The following is an 18,299-nucleotide window of genomic DNA, read 5'->3' on the forward strand; positions in this document are numbered from 1 at the left end:
AAGCAGGCATGGCGGAGTCTATTATGGAAAGCGGTCTCTTATAATAGTCGTACAATTGAAGTTCTTTTGTTTCAATTATTCAGAGAGAGCACCCTGCAAATGACAGGTGGGCATTGCTGGGGGCAATATCGAATTGGGTTTCACTGAAGCTGATATTTCGGGCTTCGGGTGTGAAGCGTTTTTCCTGTGTGAACAGCTCTCGAATTGAACGGGTCAATTCCAGCAACGTAAATGTGGTGTCTTTGTTGGTTTTCGCCACGGCACTGATATTGAATGCCATACGATACTTGGCTTTGGGGCCCTGCCGCTGTTCTTCGTTGATGGATTCCAGTTGCACCAGGATGGCAGGCAAATCCAAATCTTGTTCCTGCCCGGTGGCTGAGTAACCCAGCAACGTATTTTCTGAAACCTGCTTTAATCGTGTGATCAGGTTTTCAATAATCTGTCGCTCAGGATTCGATATTGAAGGCATAGTTGAGTTCCTGGTGGAGCAGATCTGTAAACCGGTTCACCAGCTGCGGGCTGATTTTCTTCAAAGAGGTTTCCGCTTCAACATCAATACGCACCGTCTTCTTTTCCAATGGTAAGCCCATCCACATCCAGCGGCCTGAGCGTTTGGATTGCTGATAACGATGCTGCCAGTTATCTTTGCGCCCAAAGATCAGTGCTTTGGAAGCATTCGCCGGTTGCATCAAAAAGCTGCCTTCCCACAGGTGGTGACTGCCCACTTTGACACCACGGCGGGTTTGCCTTGGGTTTCCAAAACGATGGGCACCGACTTCATTCACACCGATCCAGATCGTTAAATAGCGCTTACTTCCGCCATACCCTTTGTTTAACCGAACCTTGATGCGGTTCATTTCTCTCAGCAGCTTTTGAGAAACCTTCATCCTTCGAGACAGATCATGCAACACTTGACGCTCAGCCCAGCGACTCAGTTTTGATAGCGCCCGGTGAATCGCTCGATCGGCTTTCTTTGGAGCGTCTTTGAACAAGACCATCAGTTCTTCAAGATCACCACTGATATCCTGTTCAATGAGCATAGATATTCCACTTGGCTAAATAGCCATCGTCTTTTAACTTGCGATCCACTTCGTAGGTCTGACCATTGGCCAAAACGGTATCGCCACGTTTCAAACGAACAGCGCTATCAACCGACAAAACCGTTACTTCGCCCTGAATCGCTTCGTATTGCCCAAGAGGTACCAGCTCCTTAGCGATAATCCCACGAGTTTCCAACGATGACTGATCAGAAAGCGTCAGTAGCACCGACTGCCCAAAGGTTGAAAGAACGGTGTGATCCATCGTTTTAAAAGCTTCATCCATTTAAGCAGTCTCCTTATGCTTAACTCATGGTGAGTTTAATCACCGCCCGTGGTCGTAAGTTAATAGGCAGCGGGTTTGACTGGGTATGAATAATCACGCCCTTCTCAAAGTCCATCACCTTCTGTTTGGCATAGCGCGGAAGACCGATGGTGTTCACCGTTTCCACAAAATCCGCCGGCGCAAACCAGGTTCTGAAAATATCCGCACCCACCGGGTAGAGATACGCTTCATTCGCCGCGACAAAATCATTGCCGCCGACGGAACCGCGATACTCTTCCCAATCAATATCCGCAAACCGGAACTTGCCTTTGGGATCGGTGCGAAGTGCTTCACCATCCTGCCAACGCTGGTAGGCTTCTTTGACTGACTTGTGTCCGACCATGCCATCAAAGAAATCTGATCCGCAGAATGCGTGAAGTCCACTGTAAGGTAGCGCACCCAGCGCATCATCCACCAAGCGTCTGGCTTTGACGCCCTGGGCACGAATATCCGTGGTCGTGCTGCTGAATTTGAAATCGTGGCTTTGCTGAGTGACACCGAACTCATCAAACAAGTTGTAGAGAATGGTGCTGCCGTCGCCATCCAGAATCTCGCCTTTAAGTGCGCCCATGCGCAGAAACTCCAGCGTGACTTCATGGTTGGCATTCATCTTTTGCAGCCGTTGATTGATAACGGTCTGAACGCCTTGCATGGCATCTTCACTGCCAAACTGCCGCACATTTTGTACTTCTGCCGCCAGCACTGTGCTGTCGTGTGGAATATGCGGCACCACAAAACTGCGCAGCTGACGTTTATCGCCAATGGCCTGAGTGGCTGGTGCCCCACGTTCGCTGGAAGGCAGTAAACGGAGTTCACCATTGATGCTTTCCACGACCACGGTGGTGGTATTGATGCCGCTCTCCTGAAAGAGCCCTAATTGCCCAAGACGGCCGGGCTTGTAATCCATCTCATTGATGGTGGCGGTCAGACTGGTGAGGCTGAACGCATCGTCGTTAAAAATATCCAGCATGTTATCGCTCCTTGATAACGGAAGATTGTGAAGAAAGGGTTACAGCAAGAAATAGAGAGGGTTATTCGGTGCGCAGGATAATATCCAGTGCTGCCAGTTGATCTACAGCTGTCGCTTTTTGCTCATCGGTGATGCCTTCAGGCCAGATCAGCAGACTGTCCACCACTTCTGCCAACCGACTGATGATCACACCATCGCCACCGTTGGCATCTGTGGTCTTACCTGCATACAGCACACCCAAGGCATTTTGGGAGCCATCGTCTGCGGTGGTATCAAGTGGTTGGAATAGCCCAGTATCTGTAGCCATCGCCACAATGGTGCCCGGTAGCATGGTTAGATTGGCAGCAAACGCCACTTGCTCACGGCTGATAGTGTTGTTTCCTTCAGACACCAGAAATTCGCCGGTGTAGACCGATTCCGTTTTTACAGTCATGGGTAAAGTCCTTTTGGGTTGGGAGAGGGTAAGAGGTAAGAGTTAAGCCAGGTTGCGCCGTTTGTAAATCGCCTGAGTATCGATGGCGGTGGTTGTTTGTTTTAAGCCCTGCTGTTTGGGTGTCAGGGCGTTATTAATGGGTTTATCGTCTGAAGCCAGCAATTCAAGCAGTTGGTTTTGAACATCGGATACTGTGCAATCGTCTTTTATGAAAGCCGCTGCTTTATCCGGGAAGCCTGCTGTTTTGCAGTGGTTCTTAATCTGGTCATAGCTGGCCAGTCGAATCTTGACTTCATCTTCCTTAAATGACGCTTTAAGAAACGCAGCGGTTTTTTCCGGATAACCCGCCTGAATGCAAAGATCAGCAATAGCCACAGCAGCAATGTCAGGTTGCGGCTCCACCGTCTGAGCAGGTGTTTCAGGTTCTTCGCTTTGGTTCTTTGTGGGTTCGATACGCCCATAGCCTTCCGGTGCATTGGTGAACATGGAGAGATCGAAACGGGCTGCCGCTTTGACGGGTTCATCGATTTGATCCACCAATCCCATGTCCAGCGCTTCCTTTGCCGTGAACCAGGATTCGGATTCCATCAGCGCCTTCATATCTTCCAGACTCTTTCCAGTTCGGGCGGTGTACGACACCGCAATACTGTCCGCGATCTTATCCATAATATCGGCGGTTTTGCGCATGGCTTCCGCATCGCCCTGAGCCCAGCCGTAAGGGTTGTGAATCATCATCATGGCGTTCTCTGCAATGGTGACCGTATCACCAGCCATGGCAATCACGCTGGCAATACTCGCAGCCAAGCCTTCGATAGTGACGTGGATATTGGCTTTATGCAGACGTAGAGCGTTGTAGATGGCAATGCCTTCAAACACCATACCGCCCCGGCTGTTCAGGCGAACATTGATGTCTGCGGCATCGAGATTTCGGATTTGATCAACCACGCTCTGTGCCGAAACGCCATACCAATCATCAATATCATCAAAGATGTACAGTTCCGGGGTTTGGTTCGCTTCGTTTTTAAAGGTGTACCACTGTCGGTTATGACTCATCCTTGTCATCCTTTTCTGGTTGATTGAGAAGTGGCAGGTATCCCGTATTTAGACGAACTAAGAGTTGGGACTGCTTGAATTGTTAAGTCTATCCAACGTTACCTGTATATAAGCGGGGAACATGCCTTTGCGCGCTCTTTGAAAATCCGGGTTCAAGTAGTCTTTCGAACTGACTATGCCTCGACATTCTGAGCTATTACAACGACAGTCCATACTATAAGGAATGTCCTTATCCTGAGTTCCATAGTCATAGGTAACTTCTTCTCCTTTTCTGATATCGCACAAGGCTAATAATCTAGTCGCTAATGGTGCTTTCGGGTCAAGCATCGCATTAGGTTCACAAGAATGATTAAAATAATTTGCAGGCTCTTCTACTATGTCAACCATCCAGTGATGTTCATCAACCTGAATGTAATAATCTGAATCAAAATCTTCCGCTTCCTGCAATTCTGTAGCTATCTCACGTCCTACCAAATGCCCTTTAAACTCAGCAAGTTCAGTTCCATGCGAAATATTTTCAGTTGCAAATATACCTTTACCGGAAATCTTACTTTCTTGGAGTCTCAAGCCAGAGTGCATTGAGGAAATATATTTCTCTTTGATTTCATTGGGATCCATACCTTCCAGATTTGGAACTAATTTCTCAGCTAGTTTAGAAAAATATATAAAGCCGTTATTTGAAGGCTTTACTGATAATCCGTTAAATAATTCTCCCCCTTTCTTTCTAGAGGTAGTAGAGTCGGAAAATTGTCTACCCTCTGAAACACTTGACTTTGCATTTACATTCATAGTTTATGTCTTGTAGCTAACTCCTAATAGGGCTTTCTGACAGCTAAAATATATAATGGTTCAGTTAATTCCTGTTTCCTCTTCACGACCATCGCTGTCGTATTTCAGAGAGTGGGTATCCGCCCGGCGATTGTCAGCCGCGATCTCACCATCCATTTGCTCGCTGTCGTAACCGAGCTCGCTGACCACTTCCGAGCGTGATTTGAAGCCGGAACGCACCGCCATTTTTTGAGCCTGCATATCCTGAACGGGATGCATATAAGGCCAGCCGTGGGCAATCCATTTCACTCGCCGATAGGCTCTTGGTTTGTTGGCATAGTCAGGAATGAAGACCGAGCCATTAAGCACCGCCATATCCAGCCAACGATTCCATACCGGGCGACAGAACTGAAAAATAATCTGGTTGTGCTGAATCTGCTGAATGCGTCGGCGGAACTCGTTAATGATCAGACGCAATGCCCGATCACTGACACCGGCCATATCACCGGACAGCATTTCATAAGGCAGACCAATACCCGCAGCAATGGCCATCAGCTGCTGCTTCATAAAGTTCGGGTAATCGGCAGCAGTTCCTGGTGGATTGTTGAACTCCACTTCTTCTCCTGGTGCCAGCTCCTGCATGGTGCCGGGTTCCATGGCCACCATGGGAAGACCATTGTCGCCGAATACAAAGGGCTTACCGGTTAGCGGATCAATGGGTTCCTGTTCCGGGGATGGTTTTTTGATAAAGCCGGTGAACAGGTTGGCAATTTCCTGTCGTAATAGGGTTGCATCATCAAACTTATCCAAGTGATAAACCAAAACTCACTTGAAACCATCGGTTTTATTTTGGTTTTGGCTTAACCGGTTTTCTGAGCACCTCTTCCTCCTCGTCAAGAGACGTCTTGGTATGGAGTCTGTCGGCTAACTCGACTGGTTTTTGGTTAATCTGCACGCAGAAGGCTTTGACATTCTTCACCAGTTCATCTTGGGTGCTATGACAATAATGATAAGTTACCTCCTCTCTCAACCAACGCCAAAGAGCCTCAACTGGCATAAAATCAGGACTGTACGGAGGTAGCCAGACTAGCTCTATTTTTAGATTTTTTGCAGCCTCGCAGACGTCAAATGACCGATGATAGGACGCACCATCCCAAATAACAGTAATTTGTCGTTCAAGATTCTCCTGTCGAATACGCTCCAGAACATTCACAGTATGTTGTGAATTGCCTTTGGGGTATGGCCAAATCCTAACCTGGCCCTCGTTGTAGTAATAAATCCCGTAAAACGTGACTTTGGATAGCCCTGGAGAGCAAGAAGACACAAAGAGTCTACCGCCTTTAGCTGACCACCCACTACCGATATCCGTATCCTGATGAATGTGCGCTTCGTCAATATAAACGATCAGTTTTTCTTGCCTGGTTGCCTGCTGAAGTAACGGCTCAAGCTGCTTCAGATAGCCTGCTCTTTTTTCAGGATCGGCACGATTCAGGAGCTTCTTCGCCTTTTTCCAGGAGATATTATTCCTTTTCAAAACACGGCGAATAGTTTCCCGGGAGCAAGTAAAGCTCCATTTCACCTTGCACCAGTTTACTAACCTTTTAAGAGTCCAGCGAGGGAGTGACGACTTTTCAGCATTTGCAGCGGCTTCAGCCGAACGGTGGATGGCTTGAGTGATGATTGAGGTAACGGTTAGACAAAAGGGGGGTGCCCGCCTGTACGCTTATACTGGAGAGCTTTTGGGCCGAATTCATTATAAGCTTTGATCCATTTCCACAAGGTGTGTGTTGCGCGTTTGGTGCTGAAGGCCACCTGTGAAGCGGATTGCTCACAACAGACTTGATAAAGGGCCATAAAGCGTTCGCGCGTCCTATGGTGAGGTTCTGATAATCCAGATTGATAGAGGCATTCTGGGGATTGATTCCATTTATCGTGTAGGACTTTAAGCATGAATCGAATAGTTATGGCAAAAAATGATCTGTAATTATACGTCTTGAATCGTTTTTCGTTTCATGCTTTGGATCAATTTATCTGCTCATTTAGAACCGTATGTTTCAAATGAGTTTTGGTTTAGAGTCGGACTAATACTTGAGTCAGTAGTGGTTGACCTCGAAGTTGACCGGGACGCAGGGCTTCAAATATGTGCAGCACATTTTCTGCTTTGATCCGAACCAGTTGAGTACTGTCGAAAGCAAATTCTGCCGGGTGCTCCCGGTGAACGTAATAGGCAACCCGCTTGCCCAGCTTATTGAACTCAATGCCCGCTTTAATTACATGACCATTGTCTAACGCTTCGTTGTAGCTGATGGGTACGAATTCCGATTCCAATACCTGAAGCTGTAGCGGAATTGTCAAACCATCTTCTGGCCTGCGAGGACGAAACCGGACAAAACACTCACCACCTTCAAACATGGAGCGGGTAATCAACGATTGCTGGCCGGTGAAACTCAGCAGACCATCCGCATCGGATTCATCCGACCATTGCAGAAACAGGTTTTGCAGTTGCTCTCGTAACGCATCGTTATCCACTAATGACTTGGGTGTGATACCACGACCAATGACATTACTGACCAGCTTCTCTATGCCACTACTTGCCCAGGGATCATTACGGATCGCTGCCCGGGAACGGTTAATCAGTTTGGAAAGATCGGCGGTCAGTGCCGTATTGGGTGATAGCCCTGGTGCATACCAGCTTTTGGTACGGCGCCCCATACCTGCGGCGGTATAAGCCGAGTTTATAAATCGACGGACAAGATTGGTGAGCAATCCCACGCTCAAACTCCCTTTGATGAATAGATACCATACTGCCGTGGACGCTTTTGCTGCTTCATCAATTCACGCTCAATGGCCTGCAGTCGTCTTTCCATTTCACCAAAGCTGCTGTATTCCACTTTGCGCCCTTCAAATTCCACAGTGCGCGTCTCACGCAGCAACACTGCCCGTTTCAGAGCCTGATATTCTGCTTCGGTGATCATGGTGGTTATCTCTGAAGGTATGAACTGCGGGAAGATCGCCGCATTGCTTTGGGTTTGCTGCTAGTGTCTTCTGATTCTGGATCAGGAATCGCTTCTGGTGCTGGACGACTTTTCGCCAACAAGTCCAGATTAATGCCCCGGTGTTGTTGCAGAATGCGTATAGCCGTCAGTGAGTAAACCCGGCAATCCAACGCTTCGTTTCTCCGGTTCTTGGCATCCCAAGTAAAGTAAGGGACACCGAGCCGGTATTTCTTCATTTTCTCTTCTGCTGTGGCTTGCTTGAAATAGTCTTCATCAAAACAGTCTTTGATTGGCCAGTGACAATAGCCCTGACCGGGTTCCAGAATTCGATAACGCTGATAAATCAGTTCTTTGGCGGTATCAGTACCAACCAACGTCAGATAAATCCCTTTCTTATTTTTGGTTTTGGGGAAAGTGGCGATTGGCTTACCAGCCTGAGATGAGCCTTTAACCGGGATTGCCCAATCAGCACCTTGCTTACGACAGAATGCATACACTTCATCGGTGTAGTGGCCACCAGAGTCAATACAGACCTGCGCCACATTCATCTTGGTGCCATCCTGCCGGGTATAAGTTTTGTGGAGCATATCCGCCAGCGCATCCCAAATACCTTGGCGAGATAGATCGCCGTAGAGCCGGATGTAATCGATAGACCAGCTTTCTTCACCAGCTCCCCAGCCAGTGACTTCAAATTCAAAGCGATCATCCTGCACATCACAGCCAACAGTCAGAATTTCAACCCACCATGGCACTTCAGCCGGGTAATGCTCCCTTCGCTGATAAAGTAAGGTGTGTTCAACGGTTTCGCCTCTCTCCGTCCATGTTTCACCAAGAACCGTATTCGTCCAGTCTTTAAACTGAATAGGATTACTCTTTGCCGTTAAAAAATCTTCAACGGCATTCTGCCAGCTGTACCAACCGTTAGGGCTGTAAAGTGAGCTCAGATGAAAACCTGCGACTTTGCTGCTCTTCTCTTCTTCAGCCTGCCAATGACCATTATTCAATAGTTTGGGCTTATCCTTTTCGTAATGTTTATGTCCACACTGGACACACTCAAAACGGGAAGTTGCCGGATCGTGATCATCAAATATAATCTGCGCCCATACAATTGGCTGGAAGTGCCCACAGCCATTACAAGGAACCAGATACCGTCGTTTATCGCTGGCCTCATATGCCGCTTCGATTTTGCTGGTCTCTGCGATGTTGGGCGTGCTGACCATCAGGATTTTGCGGTTACGGCTAAAGGTAGCGGTTCGCTTTATTGCCAGATTGATCGGGCTACCTTCACCATCCACGTCATCGTCGTAGGCATCCACCTCATCCATAAACAGGAATCGGGCTGGCATTGAGCGAAGCCCTGCCGCTGAGTTCGCCCCGGTAAAGATCAGAACACCATTGGGAAACTCTTTGGTCAGCAACGTATTTCCACTGTCCCGGCTTCTCGGGTCTTTTACTTTTTCCCGAAGATCCGGCATTTCATCAATCATCGGAGCGATACGCTGCTTCGAGGTTCGCTTGGCCATATCTAACGTTGGCAGCACATACATCATGGGACCAGGAGTATGGTCAATCACATAGCCCAACCAGTTATTGCCGCATTCCGTACCGCCCACCTGTGCGCCTTTCATAAACACCACTTGCTCAACAGGAGACGATGGTGACAGGCAATCCATAATCTCTTTCAGATAAGGCGTTCGGGACGTTCGCCAACGTCCGGCTTCTTTTGTTGCCTTTGCGGGAAGCATCCGTTTTTGATCTGCCCATTCGGAAACCGTCAGGCGAGTATCTGGCTTCAAACCAGCAAAAAAGCCTGAAAAATAAGGGCTATTCATACAGTTGTTTGTTTATATCCGTGACACGTCGAGGTAACAGCTACTCAAATCTAAATACTCTGTAAACGACGAAGGTTTACCTTAGCCCTTGGGAACCGGCGATTAGTAAAAGTTGGCACGTAATATGGTTAGTGTAAGGTGTAAGCAAAGCTAAGAATCAGTTCCAGGAAGGAACATTGGCTACGGAAAGGCCAGAGTCAGACAATAAAAATAACAAACTGACATTACTGAAATTATAGCCCCGTTGATCGGGGCTTTATTTTGTCTGTTGTTTGACCAACCCATTGAGTATTGCCGCCAACTCTCCCTGAAGGTGTTCTGCGACTTTTTTAGGATCATCCTCTGCTGCCAGCACATCCGCCATTCGATCAGGTATAGCCAGCAGTTCATCCCGAATAATCCGCCCTGCCTTAAACGCATCCTGCTTTACCTTGGCGGCATCCGTAAGTGTTCCGCTTTTCTCCTCGTACTCCAGCTTGGCCATCTTTGCTTTGAAGGCTTCCCGCATGGTACGGGCAGTCACAAAATCCACAGCACCCTGCTGACCGGGCAGTGTTTCTGTCGTTTGATCCGAACGAATTAACGTCACCGGATCGGCATTCGCTTTCAGTGCTTGTTCAGCCTGTACCGAATCCACTTTGCCATGCTGGAGTTTCACAATGCCCTTTTTGATCAGTTTGGTGACATAGCCTCTGGTAAACCCTTGCTGTCTTGCGAACTCTGCCTGAGAAATTAAAGCCATAGCGTGTTACCCGACAGAATGGCATTAACTGCCTATTTTTTAGCCGCTTTCGCTATTTAAGAAAGTTCACACTATATAGATAACTCGCTAAAAACATTGATCAGGAGGAAGAATGAATAACGAACAATTAGTGACTCACTATTATTTCTGTACCGGCGTTATTGAGCGTTTGGGAAAGCAGCAAAGATCACCAGCAGAACTCTTTGGCGATGGAGAACTTGAGCTGATCCATAACCTGTGCCGCTATAGCCAGATCATCAGTGAGATCGAACACGCCAAAAATGAAGTAGAAGGTTTCCCCGGCGTTTTTGATTATGAGGTTTCTGAAATGCTGGCAGCTCAGCTCTGGATTGAACTGTGTGAGCAGCACCCGGAGTTTGAGCCTTGGGAGTTTCCGGATGATAAACAGTTTCAGACATTGGTAGAGCAGTTGATTGATGATTGGCTACATCAACAAATCCCAAGGGAACAAAGCATTCAGCAGTGGCTGAAGAAACGGCAGTAACTTGCCAGCCAAGGATGGCTCGTATCTATGCGCAGAAATGCATACCTGCCACATCATTTTGAAACCCATGTTTTTGTATGCCGGTCAGTGAGTTAATGCTCAATTGTATACCGGATGTATACCTCGTTTTCAGCACTAACACTAACGCAAATCCGCGCCTTCTCGCCCCCGCAGCTACGAATGGCCTCTAGGGTCCCTCGCTGTTTCTCTGGCCTCCCAGATATAGCCAACAAAATCCCCGACTCGAAAGAATGGCTGGAACTGCAGGCCAAACTGATCAAAGAGTCCTTCTGTTGCCGGACGCTGAGCGCCACAGAGTGACAGTTCCTTATCAATAATCGCCTTAGCCTCAACGCCCCCTTCATACTTATTCTTGATACTCATCCGGTTGATGCAAGTACCCAGATAACCTGCTGGCGGTTCGATTTTATCAAGAATGATGATGACACCACCGGCCTTGGTCTTATCCGCAAGCCCTCTCAGAAACTGCTTTCTCTTCGACACTTCAGTAAACATTAACGAGAGACACAACACACAGACGTCAAAGTTCGGATAAAGATCCAAGCTCATCATATCGCCTTGGAAGACCTCACCAACGCCTTGAAAACTGTCGATCATCTCTTTTGAATTATCGATCGAGACAGCCTCAATATTTCGATCCTTTATGACATCAGCCAGCTTGCGGGTAATCATTCCAGTTGAGCAACCAAGATCTACCAGCACCGCATTATCCTGAAGAAAACAGCGAGCCAGATGGCAGATTAAATCGGTAGCCATAGGATACCAGGGCAACTGCTCGATAACGTGGTGATCGAAGTTGGCTGCGATATCTGGATTATCAAAGGTCCAGTTGGCTGGAATGTGCATTAAGAACCACCTCAAGGATATTCTCAGCCACCGCTTTCATCATCAGGGGTGGCACCATTCTACCCAGTCGTTCAATCTTCTTGGTGTCATTACCGGTCAGAATATAATCATCCGGTATCGACATAATCCGCTTCACTTCTGCAACACTGAACATCCGGTTATTCCAGTGGTGGACTGCAGCCGTTCCCCTTGCGCCAGAGGATGCCGTAATACAGCCAGAAGGTTTATTGGGATGAGCCTTTATCAGATTGAACCTTTTTTTATGCTGCTCCCCTGGGTTCAGGGTTTTCAGGAGTCGATACGTCGCCAGCTGACTAATATCAGTAAACTGACGATCACTGTCCGATAATTCTAAACAATGGCTGATCTGAGCGGTACGACATAATCAAAGGGCTTGGGGTGAAGCCTGCCCGCCATCGATGGCATAAACAGATCGTTCCGGACACCGACAAAGATAAGTCGGTTTCGAGTTTGAGGAACACCCAGAAATCGGGCATCTAATTGTCGACATTCCACATGATAACCAGACAACTTCAGTTTGGTGAGAATCTGGTTCAGATAGCCTTTGGCAGTGCCAATTCGTAACCCCGCTACATTCTCAGCAACAAACACCTTGGGCTTTATTTCCTGAAGAATGCGAATGTATTCAAAGAACAGATCCTCTACATTCTCCTGACTGGTATCGCTGTATTTTTTTGCCTTGCCCCAGTTTTTGTCACGTTTGCCAGCGGTTGAAAAGGCAGAACAAGGAGGCGAGCCGTCAAGGATATCCAGCTCCCCAGGCTTTAACACCAGTTGATCAAGTATCATCTGCCCGGTTAACTGACGAACGTCGTCCGAAAAAATATGGGTATCCGGCCAGTTGGCTTTGTAGGTTTTGCGAGCCTCTTCTACAAACTCATTAATGGCCAGTACTTTACCACCCGCCATTCGATAGCCCGTTGAGCTGCCTCCACCTCCGGCAAACAGGCTCACTACTTCGAAAGCAGGAAGAGACTTCTTGGCCTGTCGCTTAATCGTGGCAACTGTCGGGGTTTGATACTTAATCGAATTCATAACCGCACTTTGGGCAAGTGTGAGCCAGTGCTTTTTCTTTCACTTCTTTAAATTCAGCAGGGCTATCATGGGCGGGTTCAGTCGGTGCATTGAACTCAAGCAATGTCACTACAAACTCATCATTAAAACCGAGCATATTCAAATCAAAATCATCGGTTTGAAGTGCTTCAACCTCCAGAGACAGCTTTTCCATATCCCAGGTACTGTTCAGAGCGATAGAGTTATCTGCAATAACATAGGCTTTCTTCTGAGCGTCGGTAAGACCGGCCAGTACAATGCAGGGAACGGTTTTGAGATTTAGCTTCTTTGCTGCCATCAAACGACCATGACCAGCAATAATCCCATTATCCTCATCAATCAGAACCGGATTGGTAAAGCCAAACTCTTTGATAAACCAAAACTCATTTGAAACATACGGTTCTAAATGAGCAGATAAATTGATCCAAAGCATGAAACGAAAAACGATTCAAGACGTATAATTACAGATCATTTTTTGCCATAACTATTCGATTCATGCTTAAAGTCCTACACGATAAATGGAATCAATCCCCAGAATGCCTCTATCAATCTGGATTATCAGAACCTCACCATAGGACGCGCGAACGCTTTATGGCCCTTTATCAAGTCTGTTGTGAGCAATCCGCTTCACAGGTGGCCTTCAGCACCAAACGCGCAACACACACCTTGTGGAAATGGATCAAAGCTTATAATGAATTCGGCCCAAAAGCTCTCCAGTATAAGCGTACAGGCGGGCACCCCCCTTTTGTCTAACCGTTACCTCAATCATCACTCAAGCCATCCACCGTTCGGCTGAAGCCGCTGCAAATGCTGAAAAGTCGTCACTCCCTCGCTGGACTCTTAAAAGGTTAGTAAACTGGTGCAAGGTGAAATGGAGCTTTACTTGCTCCCGGGAAACTATTCGCCGTGTTTTGAAAAGGAATAATATCTCCTGGAAAAAGGCGAAGAAGCTCCTGAATCGTGCCGATCCTGAAAAAAGAGCAGACTATCTGAAGCAGCTTGAGCCGTTACTTCAGCAGGCAACCAGGCAAGAAAAACTGATCGTTTATATTGACGAAGCGCACATTCATCAGGATACGGATATCGGTAGTGGGTGGTCAGCTAAAGGCGGTAGACTCTTTGTGTCTTCTTGCTCTCCAGGGCTATCCAAAGTCACGTTTTACGGGATTTATTACTACAACGAGGGCCAGGTTAGGATTTGGCCATACCCCAAAGGCAATTCACAACATACTGTGAATGTTCTGGAGCGTATTCGACAGGAGAATCTTGAACGACAAATTACTGTTATTTGGGATGGTGCGTCCTATCATCGGTCATTTGACGTCTGCGAGGCTGCAAAAAATCTAAAAATAGAGCTAGTCTGGCTACCTCCGTACAGTCCTGATTTTATGCCAGTTGAGGCTCTTTGGCGTTGGTTGAGAGAGGAGGTAACTTATCATTATTGTCATAGCACCCAAGATGAACTGGTGAAGAATGTCAAAGCCTTCTGCGTGCAGATTAACCAAAAACCAGTCGAGTTAGCCGACAGACTCCATACCAAGACGTCTCTTGACGAGGAGGAAGAGGTGCTCAGAAAACCGGTTAAGCCAAAACCAAAATAAAACCGATGGTTTCAAGTGAGTTTTGGTTTAGACGAACAAATCTGAATAATCTGTTCTTCATCGTGAACCCGTGAGTTGTTCACGTAAGGGATCAGGTCATTCACCTTGAGATCCATCATTTTGTATTTTTTAGCAGCCATTCCTTAGCGCCTTATCTTGTCTGCCACTTTCTCAATACCCCGGCTGGCAATGTAACCACCGATGCCAATCTGAACGATGGAGAACAGCTTAAGTTCAACTGCTTCTGATAAATCCGGAGCTGACCAGCCTAACCAACGGGCAACGATCAGCACGGTAAACACCAACATGACGATTGGGCGCCAGTTACGCTGTAACCAACTTTCGCCTGTGGCTTCGGTGTTGATTACTCCGGCACGTTGAGCCAATTCATCCAGCTCGCCATTGACTGCCAGTTCAACCAGCTGATTCTTGGCTTCTGCTGCTTTACCCGGATCGGGAATCACTCGCTCTATGATCTTGCCAACAATAGGGATAGCTGCAGCAAAACTCATTGGATCGACTCCAACCAGTCCTCAACGATAAAGTTCGGACAGGTCTTGTAAGGGGTAAAGAAGTAGTGGCCAACTACTTGGACTTCTGGATAACGAAGCTCCAGAGATTCGATCAGCATTTCCAGAGCCAACCACTGTTCAGAAGTGAAGTTGTCTTCAGGTTCGCCATTCTCAGCCATACCTCCAACCATGCAAATACCAACAGATTCATGGTTATGACCCCGAACATGAGCGCCTTGTACGTCAACATCACGACCTTGCTGAACAGAACCATCTCGCTCAATAACCCAGTGATAGCCAATATCCGACCATCCGTTGTCGTTCATATGCCAGCGACGGATATCGTCTGTATTGATATGCTGGTCAGCACGAGTCGCTGAGCAGTGAATCACGATGTAATTGGTTTTCGTCCTTGGAATCATGTATTCACTTCCTAAAGAAGTAAGCTGCCAAACCAATGAGCGCAGAGATAACAATCCAGCCAAACCGCTCAATACCAGCCAGCAAAACACCTCGAGAGCTACCTTGCAGCTCAAGGGTTCTGATTCTGGATTCCATATCGCTGAGTTTCGCATCCAGCTGGTGCATATTGTCGTTCTGGTGGGAGATTCGCTCTTCAATCCTGGCAAGTTGGGATATAGCCTCACTCAGCTTGTCCAGTTTCACATCAATGCGATCCAGACGGTCGGAGAGGTCAGTCATGGTGCGTCCTGCACAGAGGGGATTTTGGGCAATAAAAAACCCCACGCCATTCCTGGGTGAGGTTTTCGATAGTGGGAATTATGTACTGAAACAGATGTTTTATGCAACTGTGTCTAGTTTTTTACCTTTTTTACAAGTTACCACGAAGCAAGTAGGCTAATGAATTTTTATCTTCGATTTCATTGTCTACGTAAGCCCATTGATCACTTTCTATAGGAGGTAGAGATGCTTCGACAACACGCGAAATCTGTTGTTTATATCTTTCCATATCTTTTAAATTAATACGTTGGCATCGATTAATGACCTCATCGTAATAATTATTCTTCCTTTCTCGAAGAGTATCTTCTGCTGAATCTGAAAGGCTTTTATATCGACGGTGCTTTTTGTATGTAACTCTATATAAAGCATCTAGCTTTTTGGCAATTCTAATAAACTCCTGTTCTGTAGCCAGAGTGTCTGCAGTTAGCTTTTGCATATGCTCTTTTGCTTCTGTAGCTGACTCTTTACGTAGTCGATTTTCTATTTTACTAAGCTCACTTCTAACCTGCTCTGTAAACTTCAACTTTCTTTCTGCCGTCCTGCGCTTTACTACCTGTTCTCTGTGTTCCTTGAGTTTTTTGGCATCCCATTCTTGCCGTTGTTGATCAAAATATTCTTCGGCTTTATTTCTATGTTTTTCCAGATTGGGATGGTAAACCCAGCGAGAATAGCGAGGTGAGTCCAACAGTTTTTTTATTCTTTCCTCACTTTCTTCTGTACAAGGGTTGTTCAAGCAAATTTCAACCATAGGCTCTTTGTTTGCTGTGACTTTGCTCAGTTTTTCCTCATCCACTTGATGATTAACATACACTTCAATCAGGAGGCGTTTGCCATCTTTGTATCCCACGCAGTCGGGTCTGAATTTATCCATGCTCACTTCTAGCTCAACTCGGTCAAAAACCATTTCTTGCGCAGGCTGTCTCTCATAGGGGTTGTATTCACAACCATCGTCATCAGGAGGACGAGAAATACATGTAGCAGGAAGGAATATCTTTTTACTTCTTTGAATATATTGCTTGGCCCACAAATGAGTTAGGGTTTCAAATATACCGCTAGGGTTAGCACATGGGCGACTCTCTTTGGTTTCCAAGTCTGGGGCATGTCTGAAGTGCTTTGTAATATCTCCATTCTGAACTGCAATCAGAGGGTGTTTGCAGCCAGGACAAATACAATTACATGCTAATCCATTGCGAGCTTCTTCTATATGGACAACCAGATAGGTCTCTGTACTGAGTCCCCATAGAATAGATCGTCCACTGTTTTGCTCTGAAAAATTGATACTAGCCACCAGCAAAGCCCCCCAGATTTGCCCGTCAATGATGAACATAAATTAAATGCTAAGTGGAGTTAAAACAACTCAAGTTTTTTCGCGACTGCTGGCAATGCTGTTTTATCCAGCTCATCACAAACAATAGAACTCCATGAAACCCATGGACGATAAGAGCCTTCAAAGTTAGTAGAAGGCACCCCAAACATTTCACAAACCACCTTCCGACTCATCAACGGCTTTTGAATCCCGGTCACCACCTGATGACGATAGTTATACACAGATGCACGACACACATTGTGTACATTGATCAGTGTCTTCTGCCTAATTTTTCGAGGAGCATTCTCAGTAATTCGTTTATCTAGCCAATTCCAGAATGGTGCACAATAGCTATGGTGCTGAAGCATTTGTTTATGAACTCGGGTCAATCTAATAGCTTTCTCTTCAAGGTCAGCAGCCTGTTCCATTAACTCATTCGTATCCATGGCAGACAACTCAGCCCTGCGTACTTCCGTCTTGCAGCGTGCAATACGACCAGGTAAACCTGATGCTAAGCCTGAAAGTTCGTTTGCTTTGTTCAGACACTTTCTAATCTCTGCCTCTGCATCTATCTGTTTAAACCAACCCTGATTGGTATCTCCCAACGGCGAATAACACCAGTAGCACCAAGCTTTAAGGTGCGCCGGAAACTTTTCAACGACAGCAATCACTTTTGCTGCATCCTTGCTATCCCAAATCAATTGATCAACATCCATTTTGGTAGAACGATCACCGTGAGCAAAACTGACTGGAGCGTATTGCTCTATCTTCCTCTGAAACACTGCTTTCTGTCGTTTCTGTGTAGGCGTCTCTTCTGACATACGTCCCAGCTTTCGATGCATGGCTGAAAGCTCCTTCAACGCATCTAACTGGGAAACGGCAGCAGCCAAGTTGACTTCAAACCCTTTGCTTCTCATGTGAATCGCATACGCATCATGAATAGCCTGCCTCGCTGAGTGAAATTTCATGCTGACTCCCCATACCTGGCAATCAACACAGCATCCGCACGACCATTGTCTTTTTTGCGGGCAACATCCGCATCCGGGTATAAATCCAGCACCTTGCCACGACTGGCATCTTTTTCTGCGCCTACCAAACCAGCTCTGCGCTTCCAAGATTGCGGAGTGACATAAGTTAGCGGAAGCCCCAACAAGCTGACTGTCGCTTCAACAGCTCCATAGGAACGACCAAAACTGAACATGGAAACAACACCCTGCCCTGGTCTTGCACCAACCCGTTCCAGATAGACCATTTCCACCGTATCTCGGGTAAAGCCTCCAAATATTTTTAATAGACCGTAGCCGTTCACTTTTTGCTTTTTCCCATCAGGCGACACCGGCATATCATCCAGTCGAATGATTTTCTTGCTGTCACTTTCAAGAACCGCAATGCCGCCTTTAAGCCCCGGATCAATACCAATAATGATGCTCATCTGCTTCATCCTTGAATCAGTCAGTGATCTATAAAACCTCAACCCAATTTCCAAGCTTTCCTCTGATGTCTCTCATCCCTCCACCCCTTAGGGTGGTGGAGT

General features: G+C 46.8%; 26 protein-coding genes. 2 read left to right on the forward strand and 24 right to left on the reverse strand.

Going from position 1 to position 18,299, the window contains the following annotated elements:
• Positions 1 to 79 precede the first annotated feature (79 nt).
• The 13 genes from AKL11_RS13990 to AKL11_RS14050 all read right to left on the reverse strand — a co-directional run bounded on the left by AKL11_RS13990 (position 80) and on the right by AKL11_RS14050 (position 10,159).
• Positions 80 to 472 carry a hypothetical protein gene (locus AKL11_RS13990; protein WP_067518541.1) on the reverse strand — a complete coding sequence of 131 codons (393 nt, stop codon included), beginning with the start codon at positions 470 to 472 and terminating at the stop codon, positions 80 to 82.
• On the reverse strand, positions 450 to 1,043 hold the full coding sequence (locus tag AKL11_RS13995; protein WP_067518543.1) for a hypothetical protein: 594 nt from the start codon (positions 1,041 to 1,043) through the stop codon (positions 450 to 452). Before AKL11_RS13995 ends, AKL11_RS13990 begins: the two co-directional genes overlap by 23 nt.
• Positions 1,033 to 1,326 (reverse strand): head-tail joining protein, encoded by a 294-nt coding sequence (locus AKL11_RS14000; RefSeq protein WP_067518545.1) that lies wholly within the window; start codon positions 1,324 to 1,326, stop codon positions 1,033 to 1,035. The genes AKL11_RS13995 and AKL11_RS14000 overlap by 11 nt, the downstream gene beginning before the upstream one ends.
• 19 nt (positions 1,327 to 1,345) lie before the next feature.
• Positions 1,346 to 2,335, reverse strand: a complete 990-nt coding sequence (locus tag AKL11_RS14005; RefSeq protein WP_067518548.1) for a major capsid protein — start codon at positions 2,333 to 2,335, stop codon at positions 1,346 to 1,348.
• A gap of 61 nt (positions 2,336 to 2,396) precedes the next feature.
• Positions 2,397 to 2,768 carry a head decoration protein gene (locus AKL11_RS14010; RefSeq protein ID WP_067518550.1) on the reverse strand — a complete coding sequence of 124 codons (372 nt, stop codon included), beginning with the start codon at positions 2,766 to 2,768 and terminating at the stop codon, positions 2,397 to 2,399.
• Positions 2,769 to 2,810: 42 nt separating this feature from the next.
• Entirely contained in the window at positions 2,811 to 3,821 is a 1,011-nt protein-coding gene (locus tag AKL11_RS14015) for a head maturation protease, ClpP-related (protein WP_067518552.1), read from the reverse strand.
• Between the two features lie 57 nt (positions 3,822 to 3,878).
• Positions 3,879 to 4,610 (reverse strand): SET domain-containing protein, encoded by a 732-nt coding sequence (locus tag AKL11_RS14020; RefSeq protein WP_067518555.1) that lies wholly within the window; start codon positions 4,608 to 4,610, stop codon positions 3,879 to 3,881.
• A 60-nt stretch (positions 4,611 to 4,670) separates the two neighbouring features.
• Entirely contained in the window at positions 4,671 to 5,399 is a 729-nt protein-coding gene (locus AKL11_RS14025; protein WP_157673579.1) for a phage portal protein, read from the reverse strand.
• A gap of 34 nt (positions 5,400 to 5,433) precedes the next feature.
• The gene (locus AKL11_RS14030; protein ID WP_157673626.1) at positions 5,434 to 6,270 is read right to left on the reverse strand and encodes an IS630 family transposase; all 837 of its coding nucleotides are present in this window, start codon (positions 6,268 to 6,270) and stop codon (positions 5,434 to 5,436) included.
• 389 nt (positions 6,271 to 6,659) lie between these two features.
• On the reverse strand, positions 6,660 to 7,361 hold the full coding sequence (locus AKL11_RS14035; protein ID WP_067518560.1) for a phage portal protein: 702 nt from the start codon (positions 7,359 to 7,361) through the stop codon (positions 6,660 to 6,662).
• Between the two features lie 2 nt (positions 7,362 to 7,363).
• Positions 7,364 to 7,564, reverse strand: a complete 201-nt coding sequence (locus AKL11_RS14040; RefSeq protein WP_067518561.1) for a phage head-tail joining protein — start codon at positions 7,562 to 7,564, stop codon at positions 7,364 to 7,366.
• A 5-nt stretch (positions 7,565 to 7,569) separates the two neighbouring features.
• Positions 7,570 to 9,417: a phage terminase large subunit family protein gene (locus AKL11_RS14045; RefSeq protein ID WP_067518562.1), complete on the reverse strand. Its 1,848-nt coding sequence runs from the start codon at positions 9,415 to 9,417 to the stop codon at positions 7,570 to 7,572.
• Between the two features lie 256 nt (positions 9,418 to 9,673).
• Positions 9,674 to 10,159 carry a hypothetical protein gene (locus AKL11_RS14050; protein ID WP_067518564.1) on the reverse strand — a complete coding sequence of 162 codons (486 nt, stop codon included), beginning with the start codon at positions 10,157 to 10,159 and terminating at the stop codon, positions 9,674 to 9,676.
• 112 nt (positions 10,160 to 10,271) lie between these two features.
• Between AKL11_RS14050 and AKL11_RS14055 the strand changes: the two genes are divergently transcribed.
• Positions 10,272 to 10,664 (forward strand): hypothetical protein, encoded by a 393-nt coding sequence (locus AKL11_RS14055; RefSeq protein WP_067518566.1) that lies wholly within the window; start codon positions 10,272 to 10,274, stop codon positions 10,662 to 10,664.
• A 174-nt stretch (positions 10,665 to 10,838) separates the two neighbouring features.
• Here AKL11_RS14055 and AKL11_RS14060 read toward each other — a convergent pair whose 3' ends face one another.
• From AKL11_RS14060 to AKL11_RS14075, 4 genes are read right to left on the reverse strand one after another with little or no spacing between them, the layout of a single operon-like run.
• On the reverse strand, positions 10,839 to 11,531 hold the full coding sequence (locus AKL11_RS14060) for a class I SAM-dependent methyltransferase (RefSeq protein WP_067518570.1): 693 nt from the start codon (positions 11,529 to 11,531) through the stop codon (positions 10,839 to 10,841).
• Positions 11,503 to 11,898 (reverse strand): DNA cytosine methyltransferase, encoded by a 396-nt coding sequence (locus AKL11_RS25210; RefSeq protein ID WP_157673627.1) that lies wholly within the window; start codon positions 11,896 to 11,898, stop codon positions 11,503 to 11,505. Before AKL11_RS25210 ends, AKL11_RS14060 begins: the two co-directional genes overlap by 29 nt.
• Positions 11,883 to 12,587, reverse strand: coding sequence for a DNA cytosine methyltransferase (locus AKL11_RS14070; protein WP_067518574.1), 705 nt, complete (start codon positions 12,585 to 12,587; stop codon positions 11,883 to 11,885). Before AKL11_RS14070 ends, AKL11_RS25210 begins: the two co-directional genes overlap by 16 nt.
• Positions 12,574 to 13,038 carry a ParB/Srx family N-terminal domain-containing protein gene (locus AKL11_RS14075; protein ID WP_067518576.1) on the reverse strand — a complete coding sequence of 155 codons (465 nt, stop codon included), beginning with the start codon at positions 13,036 to 13,038 and terminating at the stop codon, positions 12,574 to 12,576. The genes AKL11_RS14070 and AKL11_RS14075 overlap by 14 nt, the downstream gene beginning before the upstream one ends.
• Positions 13,039 to 13,384: 346 nt before the next feature.
• Between AKL11_RS14075 and AKL11_RS14080 the strand changes: the two genes are divergently transcribed.
• Entirely contained in the window at positions 13,385 to 14,206 is an 822-nt protein-coding gene (locus AKL11_RS14080) for an IS630 family transposase (protein WP_245673409.1), read from the forward strand.
• 11 nt (positions 14,207 to 14,217) lie between these two features.
• Here the strand turns inward: AKL11_RS14080 and AKL11_RS26460 are convergent, their stop codons facing one another.
• The 7 genes from AKL11_RS26460 to AKL11_RS14110 form a co-directional block, all read right to left on the reverse strand.
• Positions 14,218 to 14,346: a ParB N-terminal domain-containing protein gene (locus AKL11_RS26460; protein WP_301335657.1), complete on the reverse strand. Its 129-nt coding sequence runs from the start codon at positions 14,344 to 14,346 to the stop codon at positions 14,218 to 14,220.
• Positions 14,347 to 14,349: 3 nt separating this feature from the next.
• The gene (locus AKL11_RS14085) at positions 14,350 to 14,718 is read right to left on the reverse strand and encodes a 3TM-type holin (protein WP_067518577.1); all 369 of its coding nucleotides are present in this window, start codon (positions 14,716 to 14,718) and stop codon (positions 14,350 to 14,352) included.
• Positions 14,715 to 15,140 (reverse strand): N-acetylmuramoyl-L-alanine amidase, encoded by a 426-nt coding sequence (locus AKL11_RS14090; RefSeq protein ID WP_067518578.1) that lies wholly within the window; start codon positions 15,138 to 15,140, stop codon positions 14,715 to 14,717. Before AKL11_RS14090 ends, AKL11_RS14085 begins: the two co-directional genes overlap by 4 nt.
• A 4-nt stretch (positions 15,141 to 15,144) precedes the next feature.
• On the reverse strand, positions 15,145 to 15,420 hold the full coding sequence (locus tag AKL11_RS14095; RefSeq protein WP_067518580.1) for a hypothetical protein: 276 nt from the start codon (positions 15,418 to 15,420) through the stop codon (positions 15,145 to 15,147).
• 130 nt (positions 15,421 to 15,550) lie between these two features.
• A complete protein-coding gene (locus tag AKL11_RS14100) occupies positions 15,551 to 16,786 on the reverse strand; it encodes a Rossmann-fold NAD(P)-binding domain-containing protein (protein ID WP_067518582.1) in 1,236 nt (411 codons plus the stop codon).
• Positions 16,787 to 16,806: 20 nt separating this feature from the next.
• Positions 16,807 to 17,733 carry a hypothetical protein gene (locus AKL11_RS14105; protein WP_067518584.1) on the reverse strand — a complete coding sequence of 309 codons (927 nt, stop codon included), beginning with the start codon at positions 17,731 to 17,733 and terminating at the stop codon, positions 16,807 to 16,809.
• Positions 17,730 to 18,197 carry a RuvC family protein gene (locus AKL11_RS14110; protein ID WP_067518586.1) on the reverse strand — a complete coding sequence of 156 codons (468 nt, stop codon included), beginning with the start codon at positions 18,195 to 18,197 and terminating at the stop codon, positions 17,730 to 17,732. Before AKL11_RS14110 ends, AKL11_RS14105 begins: the two co-directional genes overlap by 4 nt.
• Positions 18,198 to 18,299 lie beyond the last annotated feature (102 nt).

Origin of the sequence: Endozoicomonas ascidiicola (assembly GCF_001646945.1) — a bacterium.
Classification (GTDB): domain Bacteria; phylum Pseudomonadota; class Gammaproteobacteria; order Pseudomonadales; family Endozoicomonadaceae; genus Endozoicomonas; species Endozoicomonas ascidiicola.